This window comes from Micrococcus lylae NBRC 15355 (assembly GCF_001570885.1).
In the GTDB taxonomy this organism is placed as follows: Bacteria; Actinomycetota; Actinomycetes; order Actinomycetales; family Micrococcaceae; genus Micrococcus; species Micrococcus lylae.
Window position 1 is genome coordinate 1 of sequence record NZ_BCSN01000030.1, and the last position, 21814, is coordinate 21814.

Consider the following 21814-nt stretch of genomic DNA (forward strand, 5'->3'; position numbering starts at 1 on the left):
GTTAGGTTTGGAACCGATGTCGACGGCGTTCTTCAGGCATGCCGGGATGGTGCGGTTGTTCTCGGGTGTGACGAAGAGCACCCCGGTGGAGGCTTTGATCGTCTCTCGGAAGGCAATGTACTCGGCCGGTACCGGCTTGTCGGTGACCTCGGGGTCGTCGTAGTCGAAGTCGTAGAGGGGGAGGTCGCGGATCTCCACGATCCGGGCCTCGTAGCCTTCGGGGAACAGGGGGAGGACGTTTTGCGCGATCTTGGGGGCGACGGAGCCGCGACGCAGGCTCCCTGGGCCGCCCCCTTCATTCGGTCCGGACGTTCTGTGAGTCGTCGGTTTCCATTTGATGGGTGCACTGCCGAGCGTACTCGGCTGGGGTTAGGTAGCCGAGCGAGGAGTGCCGGCGGTGGTGGTTGTACTCGTCCTTCCAGTCGCCGATGATGACCTGTGCGTGCAGCAGCGAGTAGAAGCTGTTGATGTTGAGGCACTCGTCGCGGATCCGGCTGTTGAACGACTCGACGTACCCGTTGCGCCACGGCGAGCCCGGAGGGATGTAGGACAGGCCGGTGCGGGTGCCGGCCCAGTCGGCCATCGCCTCGCTGATGAACTCCGGCCCGTTGTCCGACCTGAGCACCGCCGGGGCGCCCCGGGCGGCGACGAGGTCCTCGAGGTGGGCGGTGAGTCGGTCGGCGGTAATCGAGCGCTCCACGAGGCCGCCGATGCACTCCCGGGTGTGTTCGTCGACGATCGAGCAGATCTTGATCGGTCGTCCGTGCTCGTCGGCCTCGAACTGGAAGTCCACCGCCCACACCACGTTCGGCGCGTCCGCCGTCGGCGCGTCGACGGTCGAGGACCCGACGCGCTTGCGTCGACGCCGCTGCGGGACCCGGAGCCCTTCGTCACGCCACAGGCGTTGGATCTTCTTGTGGTTCACCACCCACCCCTCGGCGCGGGCGTCGTGATACGCCCGCCGATACCCGTAGCGGGGATGGTCCTTCGCCCAGGCGCGCAGCCACTCCCTGAGCGCCCGATCCGGGTCCGCGACCGTGTCGCCCTTGAGCGGTCGCCGGTACGCGGAGCGGCTCAGCCCGACCAGACGGCACGCCATCCGTTCGCTCACCCGCAACTTGCGCTTGAGGTGATCGACGGCGGCGCGGCGCCTGTCCGGGCTTAGAAGTTTCCCTCAGCCAGCTCCTTGAGCGCGGCCTTCTCCAGCTCCGCTTCCGCGAGCAGACGCTTCAGGGTCGCGTTCTGCTTCTCCAGCTCCTTTAGGCGCTTTGCGTCGTCGGCCTTGAGGCCGCCGTACTGGTTCCGCCACCGGTAGTACGTCTGCTCGGACACCCCGAGCTCCCGGCACACCGCCGCGACGTCCTGACCATCGGCGAGCATCCTGTCGGCCTGCCCGAGCTTACGGACGACCTGCTCGGGGGTGTGACGCTTCCTGCTGTTCGTCATGATCTGACCAGTCTCCCTGCCCGCGGCCGCGGGCAACAGGACGGCTCTCATAACGACTGGACCTACGAAACGGGGTCAGCCCATCCCGACGATCACGCTGACGTGCTTGGTCATAGGTGGTGCTCTCTTTCGACGGTTCAGCTGACAACGCCTGTCGGCGGCTCAGGAGCCGATGGGTGGGAGGAACGGGCGCGCTCCAAATGCCGGCGGCGGCCCCGCCCGGTGGGAGGCCTCGATGAAGTGGTCGAGCTTTGCCCGGCCTGAGGCGTCCTCGCCGCGGAGGAACACGCCGAGCATGGAGAACAGGCCTCCGAGTACGGCGTCACGTTTCGCGCTGCTGCTCAGGAGTCGGTGAGCGGCGGGCTGGTTGCCTTCGCGGATCGCCTCGAACAGTGCGATCGTCTCAAGCCAGGCACCGTCGTCGGGGCGCGGCATCGGCGCGGGTGCGGGCTCAGAAATCCCAGTCGGCATCGGTCGTGTCCTCTCCCTTACCCATGACGTAGCTCGACCCTGAACCGCTGAAGAAGTCGTGATTCTCATCGCTGCCCGGCGAGAGCGCGGCGAGGATCTCGGGGTTCACCTCGGTCTCCTCATACGCGAAGCGGGCGGGGTAGCCGAGGTTCATGAGCGCCTTATTCGCGTTGTAGCGCACGAATACGGCCACGTCGTCCATGAGTCCGAGCGGCTCGTACAGCTCACCCGAATACTGCAGCTCCAGTTCGTACAGCTCTTCGAGCAGTGCGTAAGTGAAGTCGCGCATCTCGTGCTGTTCGACCTGCGAATGTGTTTCGAGGCCGCGCTGGTACTTGTATCCCGAGTAGTAGCCATGCACGGCCTTGTCGCGCAGGATCAGGCGGATCATGTCGGCGGTGTTCGTGAGCGTGGCGTGCACGGAGAAGTGCAGTGGCAGGTAGAAGCCGGCGTAGAGCAGCAGCGAGGAGAGCAGTGTCGACGAGACCTTGCGCTTCAACGGGTCGGGGCCGAAGTAGTGCTGCAGCACCTTCTTGCAGCGCTCCTGCAGCAGGTCGTTGCCGACCGCCCACCGGTACGCGTCATCGATCTCCGGCGTGGACGTGAGCGTGGAGAACACGGAGGAGTACGAGCGGGCATGGACGGACTGCATGAACGCGATGTTCGTGTAGACGGCCTCCTCATGCTCGGTGCGGGCATCCTGGATCTGGCAGATCTCGCCGACCGTGGCCTGCACCGTGTCGAGCATGGTGAGGCCGGTGAAGACCCGCATCGTGAGGGTGCGTTCCTCCTGACTCATCTTCTGCCAGGCGGGGATGTCATTCGAGAGAGGCACTTTCTCGGGGAGCCAGAAGTTCGCGGTGAGCCGGTTCCACACCTCGAGATCCTTTTCGTCGGTCACACGGTTCCAGTTGATCGGCCTGAGGCGTGCTGCGGGATCGTGACGGTACGCGGGCGGGGTGACGGAGAGTTCGGTGAGCGGGCGATCAAAAGCGATGCTGGTCATGCTGGTGGTCTTTCTGAGTTAGTCGGGTGGGGTCAGAGGGCGCAGGAGACGCAGCCCTCGATCTCGGTGCCTTCGAGGGCGAGCTGCCGCAGGCGGATGTAGTAGAGCGTCTTGATGCCCTTGCGCCAGGCGTAGATCTGCGCCCGGTTGATATCTCGCGTCGTGGCCGTGTCCTTGAAGAACAGCGTCAGCGAGAGGCCCTGGTCGACGTGCTGGGTGGCGGCGGCGTAGGTGTCGATGATCTTCTCGGGGCCGATCTCGTAGGCGTCCTCGAAGAACTCGAGATTGTCGTCGGTCATGTGCGGGGCCGGGTAGTAGACCCGGCCGAGCTTGCCCTCTTTGCGGATCTCGATTTTCGCCGCAATCGGGTGGATCGACGCCGTCGAATAGTTGACATAGCTGATCGACCCCGTCGGCGGCACCGCCTGCAGGTAGGCGTTATAGATGCCGTGCTCCCGGATCGAATCGCGCAGTGCCTCCCAGTCGGCGACGCTCGGCAGCGCAATCCCGGCCGCTGTGAAGAGGTCGCGCGTGCGCTCGGTGGCGGGCCGCCATTCCTCGGCGACGTAGCGGTCGAAATAGGTGCCGTCAGCGTAGTCGCTCTGCTCGAACCCGGTGAAGGCTTCGCCGTGTTCGATCGCGAGCCGGTTCGAGGCGCGCAGCGCGTGGTAGGCGACAGCACGGAAGTAGGCGTCGGTGAAGTCGATGCCTTCCTCGCTGCCGTAGTGGATGCGCTGGGAGGCGAGGTAGCCGTGCAGGTTCATCTGCCCGAGCCCGATCGCGTGCGACGCCGCGTTCCCTGCTGCAACAGAGGGCACCGCGTCGACATCGGTCTGATCCGACACGCTCGTGAGCGCTCGTACTGCCGTCTCGACCGTCGCCCCGAAATCGGGAGACGCCATTGTCTGTGCGATGTTCAGCGATCCGAGGTTGCAGGAGATATCCCGTCCGACCTCCGCGTAGCCGATCGCCGCATCGTAGGTGGAGGGGGTGTTGACCTGGAGGATCTCGCTGCAGAGGTTCGACATGTTCACCCACCCTTGAAGCGGGTTCGCGCGGTTGACGGTGTCCTCGAAGAGCACATACGGATAGCCGGACTCGAACTGCAACTCGGCGAGGGTCTTGAAGAAGTCGCGAGCGCTGATCGTCGTCTTCCGGATGCGCGGGTTCGCGACGAACTCCTCGTAGCGGTCGCTCACCGATTGGTCAGAGAGCGGGATGCCGGTCTCGCGGAGCACGTCGTAGGGGCTGAAGAGATGCATCTCGCGGTTCTGCTTCGCCAGCTCGAAGGTGATATCCGGGATCACGACGCCGAGGGAGAGGGTCTTGATGCGGATCTTCTCGTCGGCGTTCTCGCGCTTGGTGTCGAGGAACCGCATGATGTCGGGGTGATGGGCATGCAGGTACGCGGCGCCCGCACCCTGCCGGGCGCCGAGTTGGTTCGCATAGCTGAACGAATCCTCGAGGATCTTCATGACCGGCACCACACCGGAGGCCTGATTCTCGATCTGCTTGATCGGGGCGCCCGTCTCGCGGAGGTTCGTGAGCAGCAGAGCCACTCCGCCGCCGCGCTTGGAGAGCTGCAGCGCGGAGTTCACGCTGCGGCCGATCGATTCGAGGTTGTCCTCGAGGCGCAGCAGGAAGCACGAGACGAGCTCGCCGCGCTGCGCCTTGCCCGCGTTCAGGAACGTCGGGGTCGCCGGCTGGAACCGACCCGACAACATCTCGTCGACAAGGCGCGCGGCGAGCTCCGCATTGCCCTGTCCGAGGAAGAGTGCCGTTGCGACGACGCGCTCCTCGAAGCCCTCCAGGTAGCTGGCGCCGTCGAAGGTCTTGAGCGCGTAGGAGGTGAAGAACTTGAACGCGCCGAGGAACGTCTGGAAACGGTGCCCGACACCCGACGCCCGCTCATGCAGCAACTCCACGAAGTCCGGGTCATAGGCACGCAGGTACAACTCTTCGTAGTAGTCGTGCGCGATCAGCCACTCCAGGCGCTCCCACACGGAACCGAACCGTCGGGTGTTCGGTGCGACGTGCTGTGTGAGGTAGGCGTCGGCGGCCTCGCGATCCTTGTCGAACTGGATCGACCCGTCCGGTGCGAACAGGTTCAGCTGCGCGTTCAGGGCGTGATAGTCCTTGCGCTCGCCGATCCCGCCACGAGCCGGGGTAGCGGCGGTCTCGCTGGGAGGGGAGGCAGGTGGTTCCGTGATGGTCATGCGACTTCCTTCTCGTTCGGTTCGTTCAGCTCGGTGGCTTGGTTCAGCACAGTGGTCTGGTGCGCCCAGAACTCGGGGAGCCCCTCGTTCACGCGGGCGATGTCGCGGTCGGTGCCGAGGAGCTCGAAGCGATACAACTCGGGCACCCGGCACTTGGCGGAGATGATGGGTCCGGCGAGGCAGTAGTGCTCGCCGAAGTTCGTGTTCCCGGCCGCGATCACGCCGCGGATCAGGGCCCGGTTCGCAGGGTCGTTCAAGAACTGGATCACCTGCTTCGGCACGGCTCCGGCCTGCTCGCCCCCGCCGTAAGTGGGAAGGACGAGCACGAACGGGCGGGACACCCGGATCATGCCCTCCAGCCGGGGCCGCAACGGGATCCGTGCCGCGTCACGGTCGAGCCGGTCGACGAATCGCCTGGTGTTCTCCGACACGCTCGAGAAGAACACCAGATCCGGCGACTCCAGCCCCTCGAGCGCCCGCACTTCCGGGGCGGCATGCCCCGGAACCCGGTGTTTCACGCTCATACACGCATCATTCCTCTCGCAATCAAGAACCCAACATGTGGTAGTTGCTGGCTCATGTGGAACTAGATCTAGTGTTAGCACGATCCGTGGGGGCGTGGCTACGACACGCCCATGTTTGCAACTACGTATAGACGAACATTAGAGTTAGACGCGCAGATCATGGTGAGGTGCGGGCGGGGCGCGTCACCAATCCACACGGGCTGAGGACGGCCCATCGAGAATGAGTGAGGTTGTGCGATGAGCGATCCGACCAGGATCCAGATTCCTGCTGAGATTCGGAACGAGAGCATCAGCGCATTCGTGGAGGAGTGGGCTCGGGTCACCGAGCCCGACCGGATCGAACTCGTCTCGGCGGTCGATGACGCCCGGCTCATCGGCGAAGCCCTCGCCGCCGGTGAACTCCTGCCCGCAGGTGAGGGCCGCTATTACGCTAGATCCCATCCGAAGGACACCGCCCGCTCCGAGGAGCGTACGGTCGTCGCAACCTCGGAATCTGCCGATCGCGGCAGCTACAACAACTGGCAGCCAGCGAGCGAGGTGAAGCCGCTCATCACCGAGCGGATGCGCGGGGCGTCTCGCGGGAAGACGATGTACGTCGTCCCCTACCTGATGGCGCCGCCCGGTACTCCGCTCGCGGCCTACGCGGCCGGGGTGGAGCTGACTGATGATCGCAAGGTCGTGCTGCAGATGATCCGCATGACCCGCGTCGGTCTCGAGCATTTCGACGGGCTCTCCGACCCGGACTTCTTCGTGCGCGGCGTGCAGGTCACCGGCGATCCCGACTCGCTCGGGCACGGCACGCCGGAGGATGCGCGCCTGTTCGCGACGATCGCGGATGAGCGCACGATTCTCCACTACGGCTCCGCATATGGCGGCAACGCGCTCCTCGGGAAGATCGCACACGGCCTCCGCCAGGCCTCCTACGACGGCTATTCCTCGGGGAAGTTCCTCGCGGAGCAGTTCCTCCTGCTCGGTATTCGCGACCTGAAGACCGGCGCCACCACTCATGTCTGCGGCGGGTTCCCGAGCGCGTCGGGAAAGACCAACCTCGCGATGACCCTGCCGCCGGACGCGCTCGGCGACCGGTACCGGGTCGATTTCTACGGCGACGATATCGCCTGGATGTGGATCGACGACGAGGGCCGCCTGCGGGCGATCAACCCCGAGAACGGCGCGTTCGGGGTGGCGAAAGACACGAACGAGCGTACGAACCCGACGGCGATGGCCGCGATCGCGGAGGGCTCCGGCACGATCTTCACCAACACCGCCTACAACCAGCTCACCGGCGAGGTGTGGTGGGAAGGCCTCACCCCGCAGCCTCCCGCAGAACTCGACGGGTGGCTCGACTGGACCGGAGCCCCGATCGCCGACCGCGGCCCCGACCAGCAGGATGCTCCGTGGGCGCATCCGAACAGCCGCTTAACGATCCCCCTCGAACGCATCCCGAACCTCGCCGCAGACGCCGCAGACCCGGCAGGGGTCGTGATCGACGCGATCATCTTCGGCGGCCGCACCCGCGACCGCGAACCCCTGATCCGCGCCATCGACGACCTCGCGATCGGCGTCTACGACGGCCTCACCCTGGGAGCGGAGGCGACCTTCGCCGCCGAGGGCGTCGACGGGCAACTCAGATACGACCCCATGTCGATGCGCCCCTTCTTCTCCTACTCAGAAGGCCGCTACGCCCAGCACTGGCTGACCCTGCTCCGGCAGCTCACCGATCTGCCGGTATTCGCGCACGTCAACTGGTTCCAGCGCGACCCCGAAGACGGCCACTACCTCTGGCCCGGCTACCGCGAGAACCTCCGCGCCCTGAACTGGCTCTTCCGCTACCGCGCAGGCGACGCCCACGGGCACCCCACGCCAGTAGGCGTCCTCCCCACAGCGGAGGAGCTCGATCTCACCGGCCTCGATATTCCCGCAGAAGATCTCGACCGGCTGCTGCGAATCGACACGAAGCGCTGGACCGAGGAAGTGCAGCATCGGCAGGAGCACCTCCAGGGCCTGCCCGATGTGCCGCGCGAGATCTGGGACGCCCACCAATCCCTCAGCGCCGCCCTCACCGCACAAGCGGCCTCGGCCGACCACGAGCATCCCGGATCCGGCCCCGGATCCACACACCCCGACACCCACTGATACAGGAAGGCTGCATCTCTTGAAGATCACCAGGAAGTTCCTCACCGGAATCGCGATCGCCGCGATCGCCGCGATCGCCGCGCTCGGCCTCACCGCCTGCGCGAATACCGGCACCCCCGAATCCGGTAGCGACGGCGATCCCCTCAAGGTCTACGCGACCACCGGCTACCTGGCTGACGCGGTCGCGAATCTCGCCCCGATGCCGAAGTGACGACGATGGTCGGCCCGGGCGGCGATCCGCACACTTACCAGCCGTCGACGAAGGACATCGAGACGATCCAGAACGCCGACGTGGTGTTCTGGAACGGGCTGCACCTCGAGGCGCAGATGATCGACCAGCTCGAGAGCCTCGGCGACCGGCAGCTCGCCGTGGGCGACCAGCTCCCGGAGGATCTGCTGCTCGACTGGCCCGAGACCGACGACCAGGGCAACCCGCTGCATGATCCGCACGTCTGGAACAGCCCCGAAGCGTGGTCGCTCGTCGTCGGATACGTCGCGGACAAGCTTGGCGAGATCGACCCGGCGGGCGCGGCCGAGTACGCGTCGAACGCCGAGGCGTACATCGCCGAGATCGATGCCGCGGTCGCAGAGGCTCGCGAACTCCTCGGCGACGGGAAGATCGAGCCGCGGATCCTGATCACCGGGCACGACGCCTTCAATTACTTCGGGCAGACCTTCGACCTCGAGGTGCATGCCACCGACTTCGTCTCGACCGAGGCCAAGCTCGGCGCCGGGGAGCTGTCGGAGCTCGCGCAGCTCATCGCAGACAACGAGGTGCCGGTGATCTTCCAGGACAACCAGGCCAACCCGCAGGCCATCACCAGCCTGAAGGAGGCCGTGCGGTCGCTCGGCTGGCAGGTCGAGGTCTCGGGCGAGGAGCTCTTCGCGGACTCCCTCGGTGCGGATTCCGGCGTGGACACCTATATCGGCGCGTTCTCGCACAACGCCCGCGCCGTGGCCGAGGCCCTCGGAACCGCGGGGCAGTGACCGTGACCAACATCGTTCACACGGCCGGGGCTCCCATCGGAACCCCGGCCTCCCCGGACACCGCACTCGCCTGCAGCACGCAGGGCCTCTCCGTCGCCTATCGCGCGGAGCCGGTGCTGCGCAGCGTGGACTTCGCGGTGCCCCAGGGGGTGGTGATGGGGATCGTCGGGCCGAACGGAGCCGGCAAATCGACGCTCATCAAGGCGATGCTCGGCCTCGTGAGGCCTCTGACCGGCGCTTCCGAGTTCTTCGGGCAGCCTCTCGCGCGCACGCGGAAGCGGGTCGGCTATATGCCGCAGTCGACCAGCGTCGACTGGGACTTCCCGACCACCGTGCTCGATGTGGTCACGATGGGCACCTACGGCTCCCTCGGCTGGATCCGCCGCCCCGGGAAGCGCGAACGGGCCCGGGCGGTTGCGGCCCTCGAGCAGACGGGGATCCCGGATCTCGCCTCGCGTCAGATCGGGGAGCTCTCGGGCGGGCAGCGGCAGCGCGTGTTCCTCGCCCGTACGCTGGTGCAGGCCCCGGATCTGTACTTCATGGACGAGCCGTTCCAGGGGATCGATGCGAAGAGCCAGCAGGCCATCGTCTCCGTGCTGCACACGCTCAGGGAGCAGGGGAAGACCGTCGTGATCGTGCACCACGACCTCGCCACTGTGCGCGACTACTGCGACCACGTCACCCTGCTGAACCGCCGCGTCGTCGCCTCGGGGCCGGCCGACGAATCGTTCACGTGCGAGAACATCCGCACCGCGTACGAGGTCACGGCAGGCGACGATGCGTTCCTGGAGTTCGCGTCGTGAGCCTGATCGAGTTCCTCGGGAATCACACCTACCGGATGGTGTTCTTCGGCACCATGACGATCGGGCTCGTCGCCGGCGCGCTGGGGTCTTTCGCGTATCTGCGGAAGCAGTCGCTCATCAGCGATGTGATCTCCCATGCGGCGCTGCCCGGCACGCTGCTCGCGTTCCTCACCGCGGTCGTCGTGCTGGGCGCGGACGGCCGCAACATGATCGCACTCATCATCGGTGCGGTCATCGTCGGCACGCTCGCGGTGCTCTTCGCCAACGGTGTGACCCGGGTGTCGAAGATTCGAATCGACACCGCGATGGCGGTGTCGCTCACGGTCTTCTTCGGTGGCGGCATGCTGCTCATGCGGATCATCGCGAACGGGGCCTTCCCGGGCAAGGGCGGCATCCAGGACTACCTCTTCGGCAACGCCTCCGTGATCACGATCGCCGACCTCACCACGAGCATCACCGTGGGCGCCCTCGCCCTCGCCCTGATGCTGGTGTTCTGGAAGGAGTTCGCGCTGCACACCTTCGACCCGGATCACTCGACGGTGCTCGGGTTCCGGGCGCGCACGATCGACACGCTCATGTTCGCCACCATTGTGATCGCCACCGTGATCGGTGTGAAGGCCGTCGGTCTCGTGCTCATGGTCGCGTTCGTCGTCACCCCGCCGGCCGCGGCCCGTCAGTGGACGCGCACGCTACCCGGCATGGTCGCGCTCTCCGGCCTGTTCGGCGCGGTCGGCAGCGGCGTCGGCGCGTACCTGTCGATCGTGCTCGGCAGGGTGCCGACCGGGCCGCTCATCGTGCTCACGCTGTTCGCGATCTTCCTCGTCTCGCTGCTCTTCTCGCCCCGACGCAGCATCATCACCCGAGCCATCTCCCGCACTCGCGCACGCGCGGCCTTGAAGCGGGAACTACTACTCGCGTCCGCACCCGCGGAAGGAGCCCTCCGATGAGCTTCGTCCTCGGCACCACCCTGCTCGCCGTCGTCACCGCCCTCGCCTGCGCCCTGCCCGGTGTGTTCGTCGTGCTGCGCAAGAACTCGATGCTCGTCGACGCCATCAGCCACGCGGTACTGCCCGGCATCGTCGTCGGCTACTTCTTCGCCCACAACCTCGACTCCCCGCTGCTGATCCTCGGCGCCGCGCTCGCGGGTCTCATCGTGGTGCTCGGCAGCGAGTGGCTTTCCCGCACCGGGCTGCTCACCGGCGACGCCTCGCAGGGGCTGATCTTCCCGGCGCTGTTCAGCGGCGGCGTGATCCTCGTCACCCTGAACTTCGCGAACGTCCACCTCGACACCCATGCCGTACTCGTGGGGGATCTCAACCTCGCCGCCTGGGAGCAACTCATCATCGGCGGGGTCTCCTGGGGGCCGGTCTACCTGTATGTGATGCTCGCCGTGCTCCTCGTGAACCTGGCCTTCCTCGGCCTGTTCTACTCGAAGCTGAAGGTCACGACCTTCGACGCCCAGTTCGCGACCAGCCTCGGCATCAGATCCGGGCTGCTGAACACAGCCTTCATGTTCCTCGTCTCGGTCACCGTCACCGCCGCGTTCAACGCCGCGGGTGCGATCCTCGTCATCGCGCTCGTCGTCGTGCCCGCAGCTACGGCGTACCTGCTCAGCACGCGCCTGCCGGTGATGATCGCCCTCACCGCGGGGATCGCCGTCACCGGGGCACTCGCCGGGTTCTGGGTCGCGTATGTGCTCGACGCCGCGACCAGTGCAGGCATGTCGGTGTTCTACGGAGTCGTCTTCAGCGTCGTGCTCGTGGCCACGCGACTCCGCCAGCGACGCCATCGCAACGTACGAGAATATGCAGTGGCGTCGTCACCGTGAAGGAGCATCCGTGCCGACCCCGCGTGATGCCACGATCATTCCCTATCTCAAGACGATCTGGATTCTGCAGCATGAAGAGCGAGTCCGCGTCGGCGTCACGGTGCTCACCGAGCGGCTTGCGAAGGCCCCCGCGACGGTCTCGCAAACCGTTCGCTCGCTCGCAGACGCGCGGCTGATTCGACACAAACCGTACGGGCCGATCGAACTCACCCTCAAGGGCGAACAGCTCGCCCTCGCAGTGATCCGGCACAACCGCATCGCCCGCGCGTTCCTGTACCAGGTGCTCGACTATGCCTGGCCGGAGGTCGCCAGGGAAGCCGACGAACTGATGCCGGTGCTCCACGACGACCTTGCGAACCGCCTCCACGCGGTCGCGGGCTCACCGCAGACCGACCCATACGGCAACCCGATACCCGGAACCGGCGAATCGCCCGCACGGCGCGGTCGTCCGTTGAGCGAACAGCGCAGCGGTGTGGAACTGGAGATCCTGCGCGTCTCCGACACCGACCCCGCGCTACTCGAGCGCTTCGATGCCCTCGGCCTCACCCCGGGACGACTTGTTCGCGTGGAGCAGATGGATCACGCGACCGGGGTGATCGACTTGATATGCAACAACACGGCGCACACGATCGGAGTCCAGGCAGCCTACCGAATCTTCACCGCGAGACCGGACGGGAAGGAACACCAGAACCCGGCTCAGGTCAGTGCTTCCACCCAGACCGCATCAGTGGCGGCGCGCCCCAGCGCGAGCCTCTCTGTCCGACCCTCGACACGCACCTCGATCACTTCCGAATAGGGGGTACTCGGGTGCGCTTCGAGCACGGTGCCGTAGCGGACCCCGTTCTCCGCGAAGAACTGCAGCAACTGCGGATCATCGTCGGAGATCCGCTCCACCCGCGCCCGCTGCCCCGGCGCAAGCGCAGTCAAGTGGATCGCGTTGGGGCGTGCGACAGTGCCGTCCGCAGAGGGTATGGGGTCACCGTGCGGGTCGCGATCAGGATGCCCGAGGAGCTCGGCAAGACGCTCGATCATGAAATCGGATACGGCGTGCTCGAGCGTCTCGGCCTCGTCATGCACCTGATCCCACCGATACCCGAGCGTTTCCACGAGGAACGTCTCGATGAGACGATGTCTGCGCACCATCGCAACCGCGTGCACCCGCCCCTGCGCGGTCAACGTCACCGCACCGTACGGCGCATGCTCGAGAAAGCCCTGCTCGGTGAGCTTCCGAACCGCATCCGACACCGAAGAGAGCTTCAACCCCATCCGATCCGCCATCAGCTTCGGCGTCACCGGGGTCTCCGACCACTCCGCCAGGGCCCATACCGCCTTCAAATAGTCCTGGCTACTCGCAGACAATTCAGAAACCGACATACCGGCAGAATAACCTGCCGAAGACTCAACTACGTACAGCCGTACTCCCGGCCGCCACGAGTACCCGCAGCGGCAACTCGTTGCACCTCCCTGTTCTTCTGAATGAACGTATGCTACCGTGGTAGATACGTCCGTTTCTGTAGTAGAAACAATAGGTAGTGATCCTCATGCATGGCGGCGTGATCCTGTTCCGGGGTACCGGAGCCGACGCGCGTCGGTATGTCGAGGCCGACCGCTCCCGTGCCGATGACTATTACCTCGGCGCGGATGCGTCTGTGGCGGCGTTCACCGCGCTCGACGGCGGCGGGAACGTGACTGCTGCGGTCGGGCTTGACCCGGAGGCGTATGCGGCGTGGGTGGATTGGGTGAACCCGGTCACGGGCGAGTCGATGGGCACGCCCCGTCTACCGGGTGTCGGGAAACAGGGGTCGCCGCGGTTCGCGGAGATGGTGGTGAACGCTCCGAAGTCGCTCTCGATTGCCGCAGCGCTCCACCCGGAGGTCTCCGATGTTCTCGACCGGGCGCAGCAGGACGCGGTGGCGGAGATTCAGGCGTGGCTCGCCGAGCATTCCGTGACCCGTGTCGGGCCGCGCGGCAAGCAGGAGGTGGTGCCCGTCCAGCAGTTGCAGACGGTGGCGGTGTCGCACCGCACGTCGCGGGCGGGTGATCCGCACCGGCATATCCACTTTCAGGTCGGTACCCGCGTATGGGCGGCTGGGAAGTGGCGGGCGCTGGACACGGCGGCGTTGTTCCGCCAGCAGGGCGCGATTCGCGCGCTCGGCACCGCGGTGATCGCCGCGCACCCTGAGCTTGCGGAGGTGCTGGAAGGGCACGGTTTGACCCTTGATCCGGTATCGGGTGAGGTGGTCGAGCTCGAGCGGTTCAACGGTGTGATGAGTAAGCGCGGCGAGCAGGTGCGCAAGCACTTGGAACGCTTCGAGGCGGAGTGGGAGGCGGCGCATCCGGGCGAGACTGTGGGGCCGGTCGTCTCGGCCCGGCTCGCGGCGAAAGCGTGGGCGTATGAGCGGCCCGCGAAGAAGCCCACCACGCTGCGCGAAGAACAGGCGTGGGCGACGGAGTTGCGAGAAGCCGGCTACGACCCGGAGACGTGGCGCCGGCCCGTGCGTCGTGCGCCGGTGTCGCTGGATGACCTCTCCGTGCAGGTCGTGGCGAGCCGTGCGCTGGATCGGTGCGCCGCAGGTAGTTCGGCGTGGACGCGGCACACGGTGCAGGAGCACGCGACGCGGATCATGACCGAGTACGGCGTGCAGGCCGCACCCGCCGAGGTGCGCGAGTTCGTGCGCATTGCAACGGCGTTGGCGATGGAGGATTGCTTCTCGATCCTCCCGCCCGGCGCACCGGCCCCGGAGCATGTGGCGCACCTCACGAGCCTGCGCGTGGTGCAGGCTGAGACGGAACTGCGCGACCTCCTGACCGCACGAGTGCCGAAGCGGGAGCCGAAGCACCCCGACGTGCGCGACGCGGCAAAGGCGCGGGGTCTGGACGCTGGGCAGGAGCGCGCCGCCGCCGCGGTCGCATCGCGCGATCCGCTCGTCGTCGTGGAGGGTGCAGCGGGTGCGGGCAAGACCACGATGCTCGGTGTCGCTATCGAGGTCGCGGCGCAGCATGGCCGGGTGTCGCGGGTGGTTGCGCCGACGTTGCGCGCCGCGCAGGTCGCACGCGACGAACTCGACGTGCCCGCGAGCAGTGTTGCGGCGCTCGTGCACGCGCACGGGTGGCGCTGGAACAGTGACGGCGTATGGACGCGCCTCGCACCCGGCGACACCGACCCCGAGACGGGCCGCACCTATCGCGGCCCGTCCGAGGACGAGCGGCTGGCGCGGGGTGAGCGGGTGATCGTGGACGAGGCCGGGATGCTCGACCAGGACACCGCGATCGCCCTGCTGACCGTCTGCGATGAGGCTGGCGCGACGGTCGCACTGGTCGGGGATCGCGCCCAGCTCGCCGCGGTCGGTCGTGGCGGCGTGCTCGATGTGGCCGCGCAGTTCCGGGGTCACACGTTCGATATGGCCGAGGTGCACCGCTTCACCGACCCCGCCTACGCCGAAGTCACGCTACGGATGCGCGACGGCAGAAACCCCGGCGAGGTGTTCGACCAGCTCGCCAGGCTCGGTCTCATCCGCCTGCACGACAGCGGCGAAGAGGCGCGCGAGCATATCGCCCAGGCGCGGCAGGACGGCGAAGCGATCACCGTCAGCACGAACGATGAAGCCCGCACCGTCAACGCCCGCATCCGCGAGGAACGAGTCTCGCACGGTGCAGTCGACGACACGACGACCGTGTACGGGAACGACGGCCTGCCCATCGGGGCCGGGGATGTGATTCAGACGCGGAAGAACAACACTGATGTGGGCGTAGCGAATCGGCAGCAATGGGTCGTGCAGCACGTCGAGGACGACGGCGCGCTCTCCGTGCGCGAGGCCGGGAACGGGCGGAAGCGGCAGCGCACCCTGCGCCTCCCCGCCGACTATGTGGCCGAGCACGCCCACCTGTCGTATGCGTCGACCGCCTACGGGGCGCAGGGCGCGACCGTGGCGGGGTCGCACACGATCCTCACCGACGCGACCAGCGCCGCAGGCGTGTACGTCGGCATGACCCGCGGGCGCGAGTCGAACGTGCTGCACGTCGTCGCCGAGAGCCAGGCCGACGCCAGGGCGCAATTCATCGAGGCGATGGAGCGCGACCGCGCCGACCGCGGACTTGCCGACGCCACCCGCCGCGCCGTCGAGGAAGTGGCCGGGCTCACCGAGAACGGCCCCGTGCGGTTCGTGAACGACGAGATGGCGGCGCTCGACAAGCGTGCGGCAACGGCTGAGGCGCAGGCCGCACGCTGGCAACAGGTCAGCGCCGCCCTTGCCGACCTCAGCGACCGCGAGACCGAAGTACGGGAGAGGGCGCGAGCGGCCGAGCAGTCCGCCCGTGAGCGTGCCGAGCAGGTGCGCGCCGAGGTCGCCGCGCCGGTCGTCTCCGCGGCGAGAGGGGCACTCGCCGACTGGCAACAGGCCGACGCTGCTGAACAGGAAGCCAGCGAGCAGGTGCCGGCGTCGTCGTGGTTCGGGAAGCGCCGCGCCCGCGACGAGCACGAGAACGCCCAAGCGCGAACCGCCGAAGCGCGCCAGCAGGTGACGAGCGAGTGGGGCGAGCCGCCGAGGTCGAACGAACGCGCAGATGCGTGGGTGGAGCGAGTCACCCGGCCCCGAATCGACAGCGACCCGCGCGTGATCGACGCCGAGCAGGAACACCAGGCAGCACGCGACGCCCTGCTGCACCGGCCAGAGCGAGCACAGACCGAACGACTCGTCGCGTTCGCGCGAGTGTTCGGCGCGGAGACCGTGATCCGCAATCAGCAGGCATACCTCACCACGAACCCCATGCAACAAGCCACACGAGCAGCGAACACCGCGAGGCAGGCGCGGGAGGAAGCCGCTCTGCTGCGCACGCTCACCCCCGCCGAAGCCGTGGCACGGATCGAGCAGACCCGCGCAGAACAGGCCGCGAGCGAGGCCCAGCGAGTGGAGCAGGAACGCGCCAGGCCATACAACTTCCCCCAGAAAGATCGCAGCACGCCAGAGCGTGACGGGTTTGGTCTGAGCCGGTAGCCCTGTTTCTGCTTTCAGGTTCTCGCGGAGAACCGATCCATAGGATGACAGATGACGGTAGAAGTGCGACGAGGCGAGGTGGCTGATGGGTGATCGACGGGCCGAGATGATCCGCGAGGTCGTCCACCGCATTGTGGCGCTTCCCCGTACCGCTCCGGTGCGGGTGGCGGTCGATGGGCGCACCGCATCGGGCAAGACCACGTTTGCTGACGAACTCGCCGCAGGCATCCAGCAGACCGGCCGCTCGGTGATCCGCGCCCAGATTGACAGATTCCACCGTCCGAAGGTCGAGCGGTATCGGCGGGGGCGCATGTCGGCCGAGGGGTATTACCTTGATGCCCGCGACCTTGATGCCGTGGTGTCGTTGTTGCTCGCGCCTCTCGCCCCCGATGGTGATCGGATGATCCGCACGGAGTCGTTCGACCTTGATGCAGACCAGCCCATCGACGCCGAACCGTGGAAGGCCGCCCCTGATGCGGTGCTGATCGTGGATGGCACGTTCTTGCAGCGACCCGAGCTGGCGGCGCACTGGGATGCCACGATCTATGTGCGCACCAGCCCTGCCGTGTGCCTGCAACGCGGGATCGACCGAGACAGCGCCCATCTGGGCGGCCCGGAACAAACCCAGCGCATGTATGCCGAGCGCTACCAGCCCGCCTACGAGCTGTACGAGCAGGAGGCCTCGCCCGAGGCTAGCGCAGACCTCATCATCGACAACGACGACCCCGCACAGCCGACCGTCCATGCTCGACCAAACGGGCGACTGCCACGCGTCGAACGATAGACAAGAGCTGCCGCGGGCGCGTCGCGCCCTTGCCCCCGGCTACCGTCCGAGACGCGGGCCGCCCCGGTCGCCGCCAGGCGGGGCGTCGTATCCGAACGCATCCACCGGAGGCAGGGCACGGCGGCGTTCGCGTGCAGCGTCCAACTCCCGGTCGAGCACGGCAGGGTCGCGGACGGCCTTGCGTGTCGTGAAGCCCTGAGTGTGCTCGTTCAACAGCCCTATCAGCCGGTCGTGCCGTGCGGCGTCCTCGACGGTGACGAGATTCGGGCAGATCAGCGCGTCCAAGCCCGAGGGGTCTTGAACGATGGCGAGGGTGCGAGCGTGGGCGAACACGTCGCCGGGAATCTGCGACCAGTCGATGACCCATCCAGCATCGCGGGCGAGCTGATTGAAGAAGACATGCTGGGTTCTCGTGTTCACGTCGCGGAACGGGTGGATCGCTGTCGTCTCACCCCACACCCAGGCAAGCCCCTCAGAGAACTCGTCCGCGTCCAAGCGGTGCAGGTAGTTGCGCTCAGCGAGGATGCCGAACACGCGCTCGGCCTCGGGCACGATGAACTGTGGGCGGCAGTGCGCGATTCCAGTTCCGCCGGGGTGAGTGTCGGTGTCGCGTACCTCGCCGCCCCACGAGTACATGTCCTGCGTCAGATACGCGTGGATCGCTTGCAGGTGCGCAAGGTCGTATCCGCCGAGGATTGGATGCTCACGCAACGCACCATGCGGGCACCGATGAAGTCCGCCTCGGCGTCTTTCCAGTCGTCGTAGTCGGTAACGCCGAACTTGTTGACGAGAACATCGCTGCCCGGATAGGTGTACCGATCAGGCATCGCGACGCAATACGGTTCAGACAGTGCGGGCGGCGAGGCGTGCGCGGGTGCGAGCGGCGATCACTTCGACGGCTTCGTCTACCGTGATTTCGCCGCGCACCTGGCGAGCCAGCAACTCCAGACCCTCGGGAGTCATTTCCTCGCCCGCGGTCTGCTGCCCGGCCTGCACTTCCGCAATGACGCGCTGAACGTGCGCCTCGGATACGCGAGTCTTCGTAGCCATGCGGGGTGCCTCCTTGTGGTCGGCGTTACGGGTTCAGTCTACGTCGTGTTCGCTGCAGTCTCCCCTCATTATCCTCCGAACGAAACCGGGGCCTTCACGATCTGCTGACGAGTTCGTGAAGGCCCCGCATGTCGCTCTATGCGCGTTCGATCGGCATTCAGAGTTCGGTGGTCGCGGTGCTGAAATCTTCGGCGCGATCGAGGACTGCGACGATTGAGGGGCCGGGGCGCAGGCGCCACGGGTTCGAGGGGAACCATTCGGACGCCGACGCCGCGTAGGTGTGCTGCAATGCTGCCGGGTAGGGGCCGCTCGTGCGGAACACCGCCCAGGTGCCAGCCGGAACCTCGATCACGTCGAGGTCGTCGGGCGCGGTCGTCCCCGCATCGAGCGCAACACCGTGCAGGTAGGTCAGCTCGGTCCCCTCGGTGTAGTCGGGATCGACATCGGCACTGACCTGGAGCAGCCCGGCGGGCTCCGTATTGCCGAGTGCCTTGAGTCGTCCATGCTCCTGCGCGGGCAGTGCGGCGATATGCGCTTCGATGCGCGGGTTTGCACCCGCGTGGATGAGCGGGACGCGAACGGAGTGACCAGCGAGCCGGAATGCCGGGCGGTCGGTGATGCGAGTGTCCATAGAGGTGTTCCCTTCGACGGTCAGGCGGAGCCTGAGTTGCGGTTGTGATCGAAGGGGGCCGCCGTTCTTGCGCACGTCGCCGGGGCTGGTGCCGTGGACCGCCTGAAAGGCCCGTCCGAACGCCTCGGTCGAGCCGTAGCCGAACCGGACCGCGACATCCAGCAGCGGAGCACCGTCCACGACCTCGGCCGCGGCCACAGTCATCCGCCGCCGCCGCACATACTCGGACAACGGCATGCCCGTCAGTGACGAGAACATTCGCCGCAGGTGGTACTCGGTCGTACCGAACGTGCGCGCCAGTGCAGCGATGTCGAGGTCGTCGGACAGGTGTGCCTCGACGGCCTCGATCAGCCGATTGAGTTCAACGATCACAGTGACCCCCTTCGCAATCAAGCATGCGGATCGATCCCGACTCATGTCCGACAGTTCCGGTCCGGGTCGATCGGGACGCCTTGCATCCAGCGACAACCTCATCCATAGTCGAAAAAGCACATCTCGACCTGCGACCCCGCGCGTTCGTCACGGTCTCTGCAGCGAAGCAGATCGAGCCTTGGCGGCTGGCAGGCATCGGAAACGAACGGGGTGCGATACCGCAGCCGATTACCAGCGTCAGAGATTCCATGTGGTATTGCCGACATTCCTGTGGGAACTCGGCGCGGGGGTGCCGAATCGGCACCGCCATAGCGCACCGCCTACGACTCGCCGGGGGTGGCGTCGGCGAAGAGGGCGAGGAACTTCTCGCGCGGGATCACGATGCGCCGCCCGAGCTTCACATGCGGGATGGTGCCCTCGTTGATGCTCGTGGTGATCGTGCGGGGATCGACCCCGAGTGCTTCGGCGGCTTCTTTGCGGGTGATGACCAGGCTGCGCCGCTTGCGGAGGTCGTCCATGTCCAGGGTGCTCTGCCGCATGAGGTCACCGTCCGATCCGATACAGGGAGATTGAGGGGTGCCTACCACGGTAGAAGCCAAACCTTGCTGTGTCAAGTACAACCATGTATGTTCTTAGTATGGAAACAGAGAGGGTGCGGGGCAACCCGCCGGGACACACCAATCAGTACGTCGCCGGGAACATCCGTGCGGCCCGTCAAGCGATCGGTATGGACTTGCGCACCATGTCGAAGCTGCTGACCGACGCGGGGCGAAAACTCTCCCCGTCGGGGATCAGCAAGCTCGAAGCTGGGGATCGCCGCGTGGACGTGGACGACCTCACGGTGATCGCCTACCTGTTGCGCACCACCCCGGCAGCGCTCCTCACCCCGCCCGACGCCGCGAGTGGCGTGACGGGGGTGCCTGGCGAGTATCTGCCGGAAGAGATTGAGAAATGGATGCAGGGCTGGCTCACTCTCACCCCGGAGGGGCTGCTGACCTACTGGCAGCAGGAATGGTTCGCCTGCCAGAACCGCATCCAGTATTACGAATCCTCCCTCAGCATCCCCGGCAGCGACCAGCTCCCGAGCACCGAGACCTATATGCAGCGTCTCGCGGAGCAGCGGGAGCGCGCACGGTTCATCCGGGTGCGCGGCGAGCAGATCGACCCGAGCGGGCGCGTATTCAGCGGCCCCGACTTCCTCGACCGCCTCGCACCAGGCAGCACCGAGTAGTCCTCGCGCACCCCAGCGATATCGACCTATCCAGCAGAAAGGATGAGGCAATGGCACGAAAGGCCACAGCCGCCGGGCGCGACTCCGGCGCGGATACCGCAGGCGAGGAGGTGAAACCCGCACGTCGCTCCCGCTCTCGGCAGCCCGGCTCGATCCAGGGTTACGACACCGACAAGGGGAAGCGGTGGCGGTTCCAGATCTACGTCCTGAAAGACCCCGAGTACCCCGAGATGGGAATGCGGCGTCTCACCCGCTCCGGATTTACCAGCACCGATGAAGCCAACGACGCCTTGCAGGAGGCGTTGAAACAGCGGAAACAGAACGAGAAGTTCGGAAACAAGGTGCCCACCATTGGCGCGTACGCGGATGAGTGGGCGGCGGGCTTGAAGCTCGCGGCATCCACGATCAAGGGATACAAGAAGATCATCCGCAACCACATCAAGCCCCAGCTCGGCACGATCCGGCTCGACAAGCTCACCGCCACCAGGATCGCCCGCCACTACCGAGACCTCGAAACCCACGGCCGCAAAGACGAATACGGCAAGGGCAAACCGCTGTCGGCCAACTCGGTTCACAAGGTGCATGTCGTACTGGGCGCGATCCTCGATGCCGCGATAGACGACGGGCACCTGACCGTGAACCCTGCGAAGAAGAAGCGCACCGTGAAAGCCCCGACCACGAGCGAAGTGCGGGCGCAAAAGCCCGAGATTGCGACCTGGACAGCCGATCAGCTCGCCCTGTTCCTCACCTGGAACCGTGACGAGCTGGAAGACGAGCTGTTCCCGCTATGGCGTCTCATCGCTTACACCGGCATGAGACGCAGTGAAGCTGTGGCGCTCAAGTGGAGCGATATCAATGGCAAGGCAATGCAGGTCAGCATCCGCCGCGCGGTCGATACCGACGACTGGACGAAGACCAAGCCACCCAAGACCGGGCAGGCCCGCGTGATCGATGTAGACGCCGAAACTCTAAAGGTGCTCGCCTCGTACAAGGTCGCCCGCGCCGAACTCTCGTTCGAGCTGGCGAAAGCCGACGCCTATGTGTTCGGAGACGACGACGGCAAGCTGCGCTCACCCGACGCGATGACGAGCCGATGGGATCGCCGCTTGAAGTGGGCGACCGCGAAGTTCGACAGTCTGCACCGCGTCACGATCAAGGGGCTGCGTCACACCCACGCGACGCTGCTGCTCGAACTCGGCGAGCACCCCAAGGTTGTCCAAGAGCGTTTAGGGCACTCAACGATCACCACGACGATGAACATCTACTCCCACGTCACCCCGACCATGCAGAGGTCGGCAGTAGACCGCTTCGCCGCACATCTCGGCAAGGCTTAGC

General features: G+C 66.3%; 23 protein-coding genes. 11 read left to right on the plus strand and 12 right to left on the minus strand.

Annotated features, from left to right (window positions below):
• The 6 genes from MLY01S_RS07430 to nrdI all read right to left on the minus strand — a co-directional run.
• Positions 1-339 (minus strand): NADPH-dependent FMN reductase (locus tag MLY01S_RS07430; RefSeq protein WP_169795142.1); only part of this gene is annotated, 339 nt, incomplete at its 3' end.
• Positions 296-1446, minus strand: a protein-coding gene (locus MLY01S_RS12795) for an IS3 family transposase (protein WP_135103358.1) whose coding sequence is annotated in 2 segments (ribosomal slippage) — positions 296-1176 and positions 1176-1446 — 1152 coding nt in all. Because the reading frame shifts where the segments join, the coding sequence is not laid out codon by codon here. The genes MLY01S_RS12795 and MLY01S_RS07430, both read right to left, overlap by 44 nt.
• 162 nt (positions 1447-1608) lie before the next feature.
• On the minus strand, positions 1609-1917 hold the full coding sequence (locus MLY01S_RS07445; protein ID WP_067190805.1) for a hypothetical protein: 309 nt from the start codon (positions 1915-1917) through the stop codon (positions 1609-1611).
• Entirely contained in the window at positions 1898-2923 is a 1026-nt protein-coding gene (gene nrdF, locus MLY01S_RS07450; protein ID WP_082739834.1) for a class 1b ribonucleoside-diphosphate reductase subunit beta, read from the minus strand. The genes MLY01S_RS07445 and nrdF overlap by 20 nt, the downstream gene beginning before the upstream one ends.
• Before the next feature lie 32 nt (positions 2924-2955).
• A complete protein-coding gene (gene nrdE / locus MLY01S_RS07455; protein ID WP_067190807.1) occupies positions 2956-5139 on the minus strand; it encodes a class 1b ribonucleoside-diphosphate reductase subunit alpha in 2184 nt (727 codons plus the stop codon).
• Entirely contained in the window at positions 5136-5663 is a 528-nt protein-coding gene (gene nrdI, locus MLY01S_RS07460) for a class Ib ribonucleoside-diphosphate reductase assembly flavoprotein NrdI (protein ID WP_067190808.1), read from the minus strand. Before nrdI ends, nrdE begins: the two co-directional genes overlap by 4 nt.
• A 237-nt stretch (positions 5664-5900) precedes the next feature.
• On the opposite strand from nrdI, the gene MLY01S_RS07465 reads away from it, so the two are divergent.
• The 7 genes from MLY01S_RS07465 (at position 5901) to MLY01S_RS07490 (ending at position 12213) form a co-directional block, all read left to right on the plus strand.
• A complete protein-coding gene (locus tag MLY01S_RS07465; RefSeq protein ID WP_067190810.1) occupies positions 5901-7799 on the plus strand; it encodes a phosphoenolpyruvate carboxykinase (GTP) in 1899 nt (632 codons plus the stop codon).
• Positions 7800-7818: 19 nt separating this feature from the next.
• Positions 7819-8010: a hypothetical protein gene (locus MLY01S_RS12800; protein ID WP_209279961.1), complete on the plus strand. Its 192-nt coding sequence runs from the start codon at positions 7819-7821 to the stop codon at positions 8008-8010.
• Positions 8011-8015: 5 nt separating this feature from the next.
• Complete coding sequence (locus MLY01S_RS07470) at positions 8016-8786, plus strand: metal ABC transporter substrate-binding protein (protein ID WP_245232189.1); 771 nt, start codon at positions 8016-8018, stop codon at positions 8784-8786.
• 125 nt (positions 8787-8911) lie between these two features.
• On the plus strand, positions 8912-9589 hold the full coding sequence (locus tag MLY01S_RS07475) for a metal ABC transporter ATP-binding protein (RefSeq protein ID WP_255218015.1): 678 nt from the start codon (positions 8912-8914) through the stop codon (positions 9587-9589).
• A complete protein-coding gene (locus tag MLY01S_RS07480; RefSeq protein ID WP_067190812.1) occupies positions 9586-10536 on the plus strand; it encodes a metal ABC transporter permease in 951 nt (316 codons plus the stop codon). The genes MLY01S_RS07475 and MLY01S_RS07480 overlap by 4 nt, the downstream gene beginning before the upstream one ends.
• Positions 10533-11417, plus strand: a complete 885-nt coding sequence (locus MLY01S_RS07485) for a metal ABC transporter permease (protein WP_067190814.1) — start codon at positions 10533-10535, stop codon at positions 11415-11417. The genes MLY01S_RS07480 and MLY01S_RS07485 overlap by 4 nt, the downstream gene beginning before the upstream one ends.
• A 10-nt stretch (positions 11418-11427) precedes the next feature.
• Positions 11428-12213 carry a metal-dependent transcriptional regulator gene (locus MLY01S_RS07490; protein ID WP_067190816.1) on the plus strand — a complete coding sequence of 262 codons (786 nt, stop codon included), beginning with the start codon at positions 11428-11430 and terminating at the stop codon, positions 12211-12213.
• Here MLY01S_RS07490 and MLY01S_RS07495 read toward each other — a convergent pair.
• The gene (locus tag MLY01S_RS07495) at positions 12114-12791 is read right to left on the minus strand and encodes a metal-dependent transcriptional regulator (RefSeq protein ID WP_082739837.1); all 678 of its coding nucleotides are present in this window, start codon (positions 12789-12791) and stop codon (positions 12114-12116) included. The genes MLY01S_RS07490 and MLY01S_RS07495 overlap by 100 nt on opposite strands.
• Positions 12792-12958: 167 nt before the next feature.
• Between MLY01S_RS07495 and mobF the strand changes: the two genes are divergently transcribed.
• Together mobF and MLY01S_RS07505 are read left to right on the plus strand one after the other, a co-directional pair.
• A complete protein-coding gene (gene mobF / locus MLY01S_RS07500) occupies positions 12959-16411 on the plus strand; it encodes a MobF family relaxase (RefSeq protein ID WP_067190842.1) in 3453 nt (1150 codons plus the stop codon).
• Positions 16412-16517: 106 nt separating this feature from the next.
• The gene (locus tag MLY01S_RS07505) at positions 16518-17195 is read left to right on the plus strand and encodes a nucleoside/nucleotide kinase family protein (protein WP_067190845.1); all 678 of its coding nucleotides are present in this window, start codon (positions 16518-16520) and stop codon (positions 17193-17195) included.
• A gap of 39 nt (positions 17196-17234) precedes the next feature.
• Here MLY01S_RS07505 and MLY01S_RS07510 read toward each other — a convergent pair whose 3' ends face one another.
• From MLY01S_RS07510 to MLY01S_RS07530, 5 genes are all read right to left on the minus strand, one after another.
• Positions 17235-17831, minus strand: a complete 597-nt coding sequence (locus MLY01S_RS07510) for a Fic/DOC family protein (protein WP_067190820.1) — start codon at positions 17829-17831, stop codon at positions 17235-17237.
• Positions 17832-17839: 8 nt separating this feature from the next.
• Positions 17840-18022 (minus strand): hypothetical protein, encoded by a 183-nt coding sequence (locus MLY01S_RS07515; protein ID WP_067190822.1) that lies wholly within the window; start codon positions 18020-18022, stop codon positions 17840-17842.
• A gap of 16 nt (positions 18023-18038) precedes the next feature.
• Positions 18039-18245, minus strand: a complete 207-nt coding sequence (locus MLY01S_RS07520) for a hypothetical protein (RefSeq protein ID WP_067190824.1) — start codon at positions 18243-18245, stop codon at positions 18039-18041.
• A 157-nt stretch (positions 18246-18402) separates the two neighbouring features.
• Positions 18403-19248 (minus strand): AraC family transcriptional regulator, encoded by an 846-nt coding sequence (locus MLY01S_RS07525; protein WP_067190826.1) that lies wholly within the window; start codon positions 19246-19248, stop codon positions 18403-18405.
• Between the two features lie 320 nt (positions 19249-19568).
• Positions 19569-19787: a helix-turn-helix domain-containing protein gene (locus tag MLY01S_RS07530; RefSeq protein WP_067190828.1), complete on the minus strand. Its 219-nt coding sequence runs from the start codon at positions 19785-19787 to the stop codon at positions 19569-19571.
• Positions 19788-19990: 203 nt separating this feature from the next.
• Here MLY01S_RS07530 and MLY01S_RS12650 point away from each other — a divergent pair, with 203 nt between their 5' ends.
• Both MLY01S_RS12650 and MLY01S_RS07540 read left to right on the plus strand, forming a co-directional pair.
• Positions 19991-20479, plus strand: a complete 489-nt coding sequence (locus MLY01S_RS12650) for a hypothetical protein (protein ID WP_067190830.1) — start codon at positions 19991-19993, stop codon at positions 20477-20479.
• Positions 20480-20529: 50 nt separating this feature from the next.
• Positions 20530-21813 (plus strand): tyrosine-type recombinase/integrase, encoded by a 1284-nt coding sequence (locus tag MLY01S_RS07540; RefSeq protein WP_067190832.1) that lies wholly within the window; start codon positions 20530-20532, stop codon positions 21811-21813.
• Position 21814: the final 1 nt, after the last annotated feature.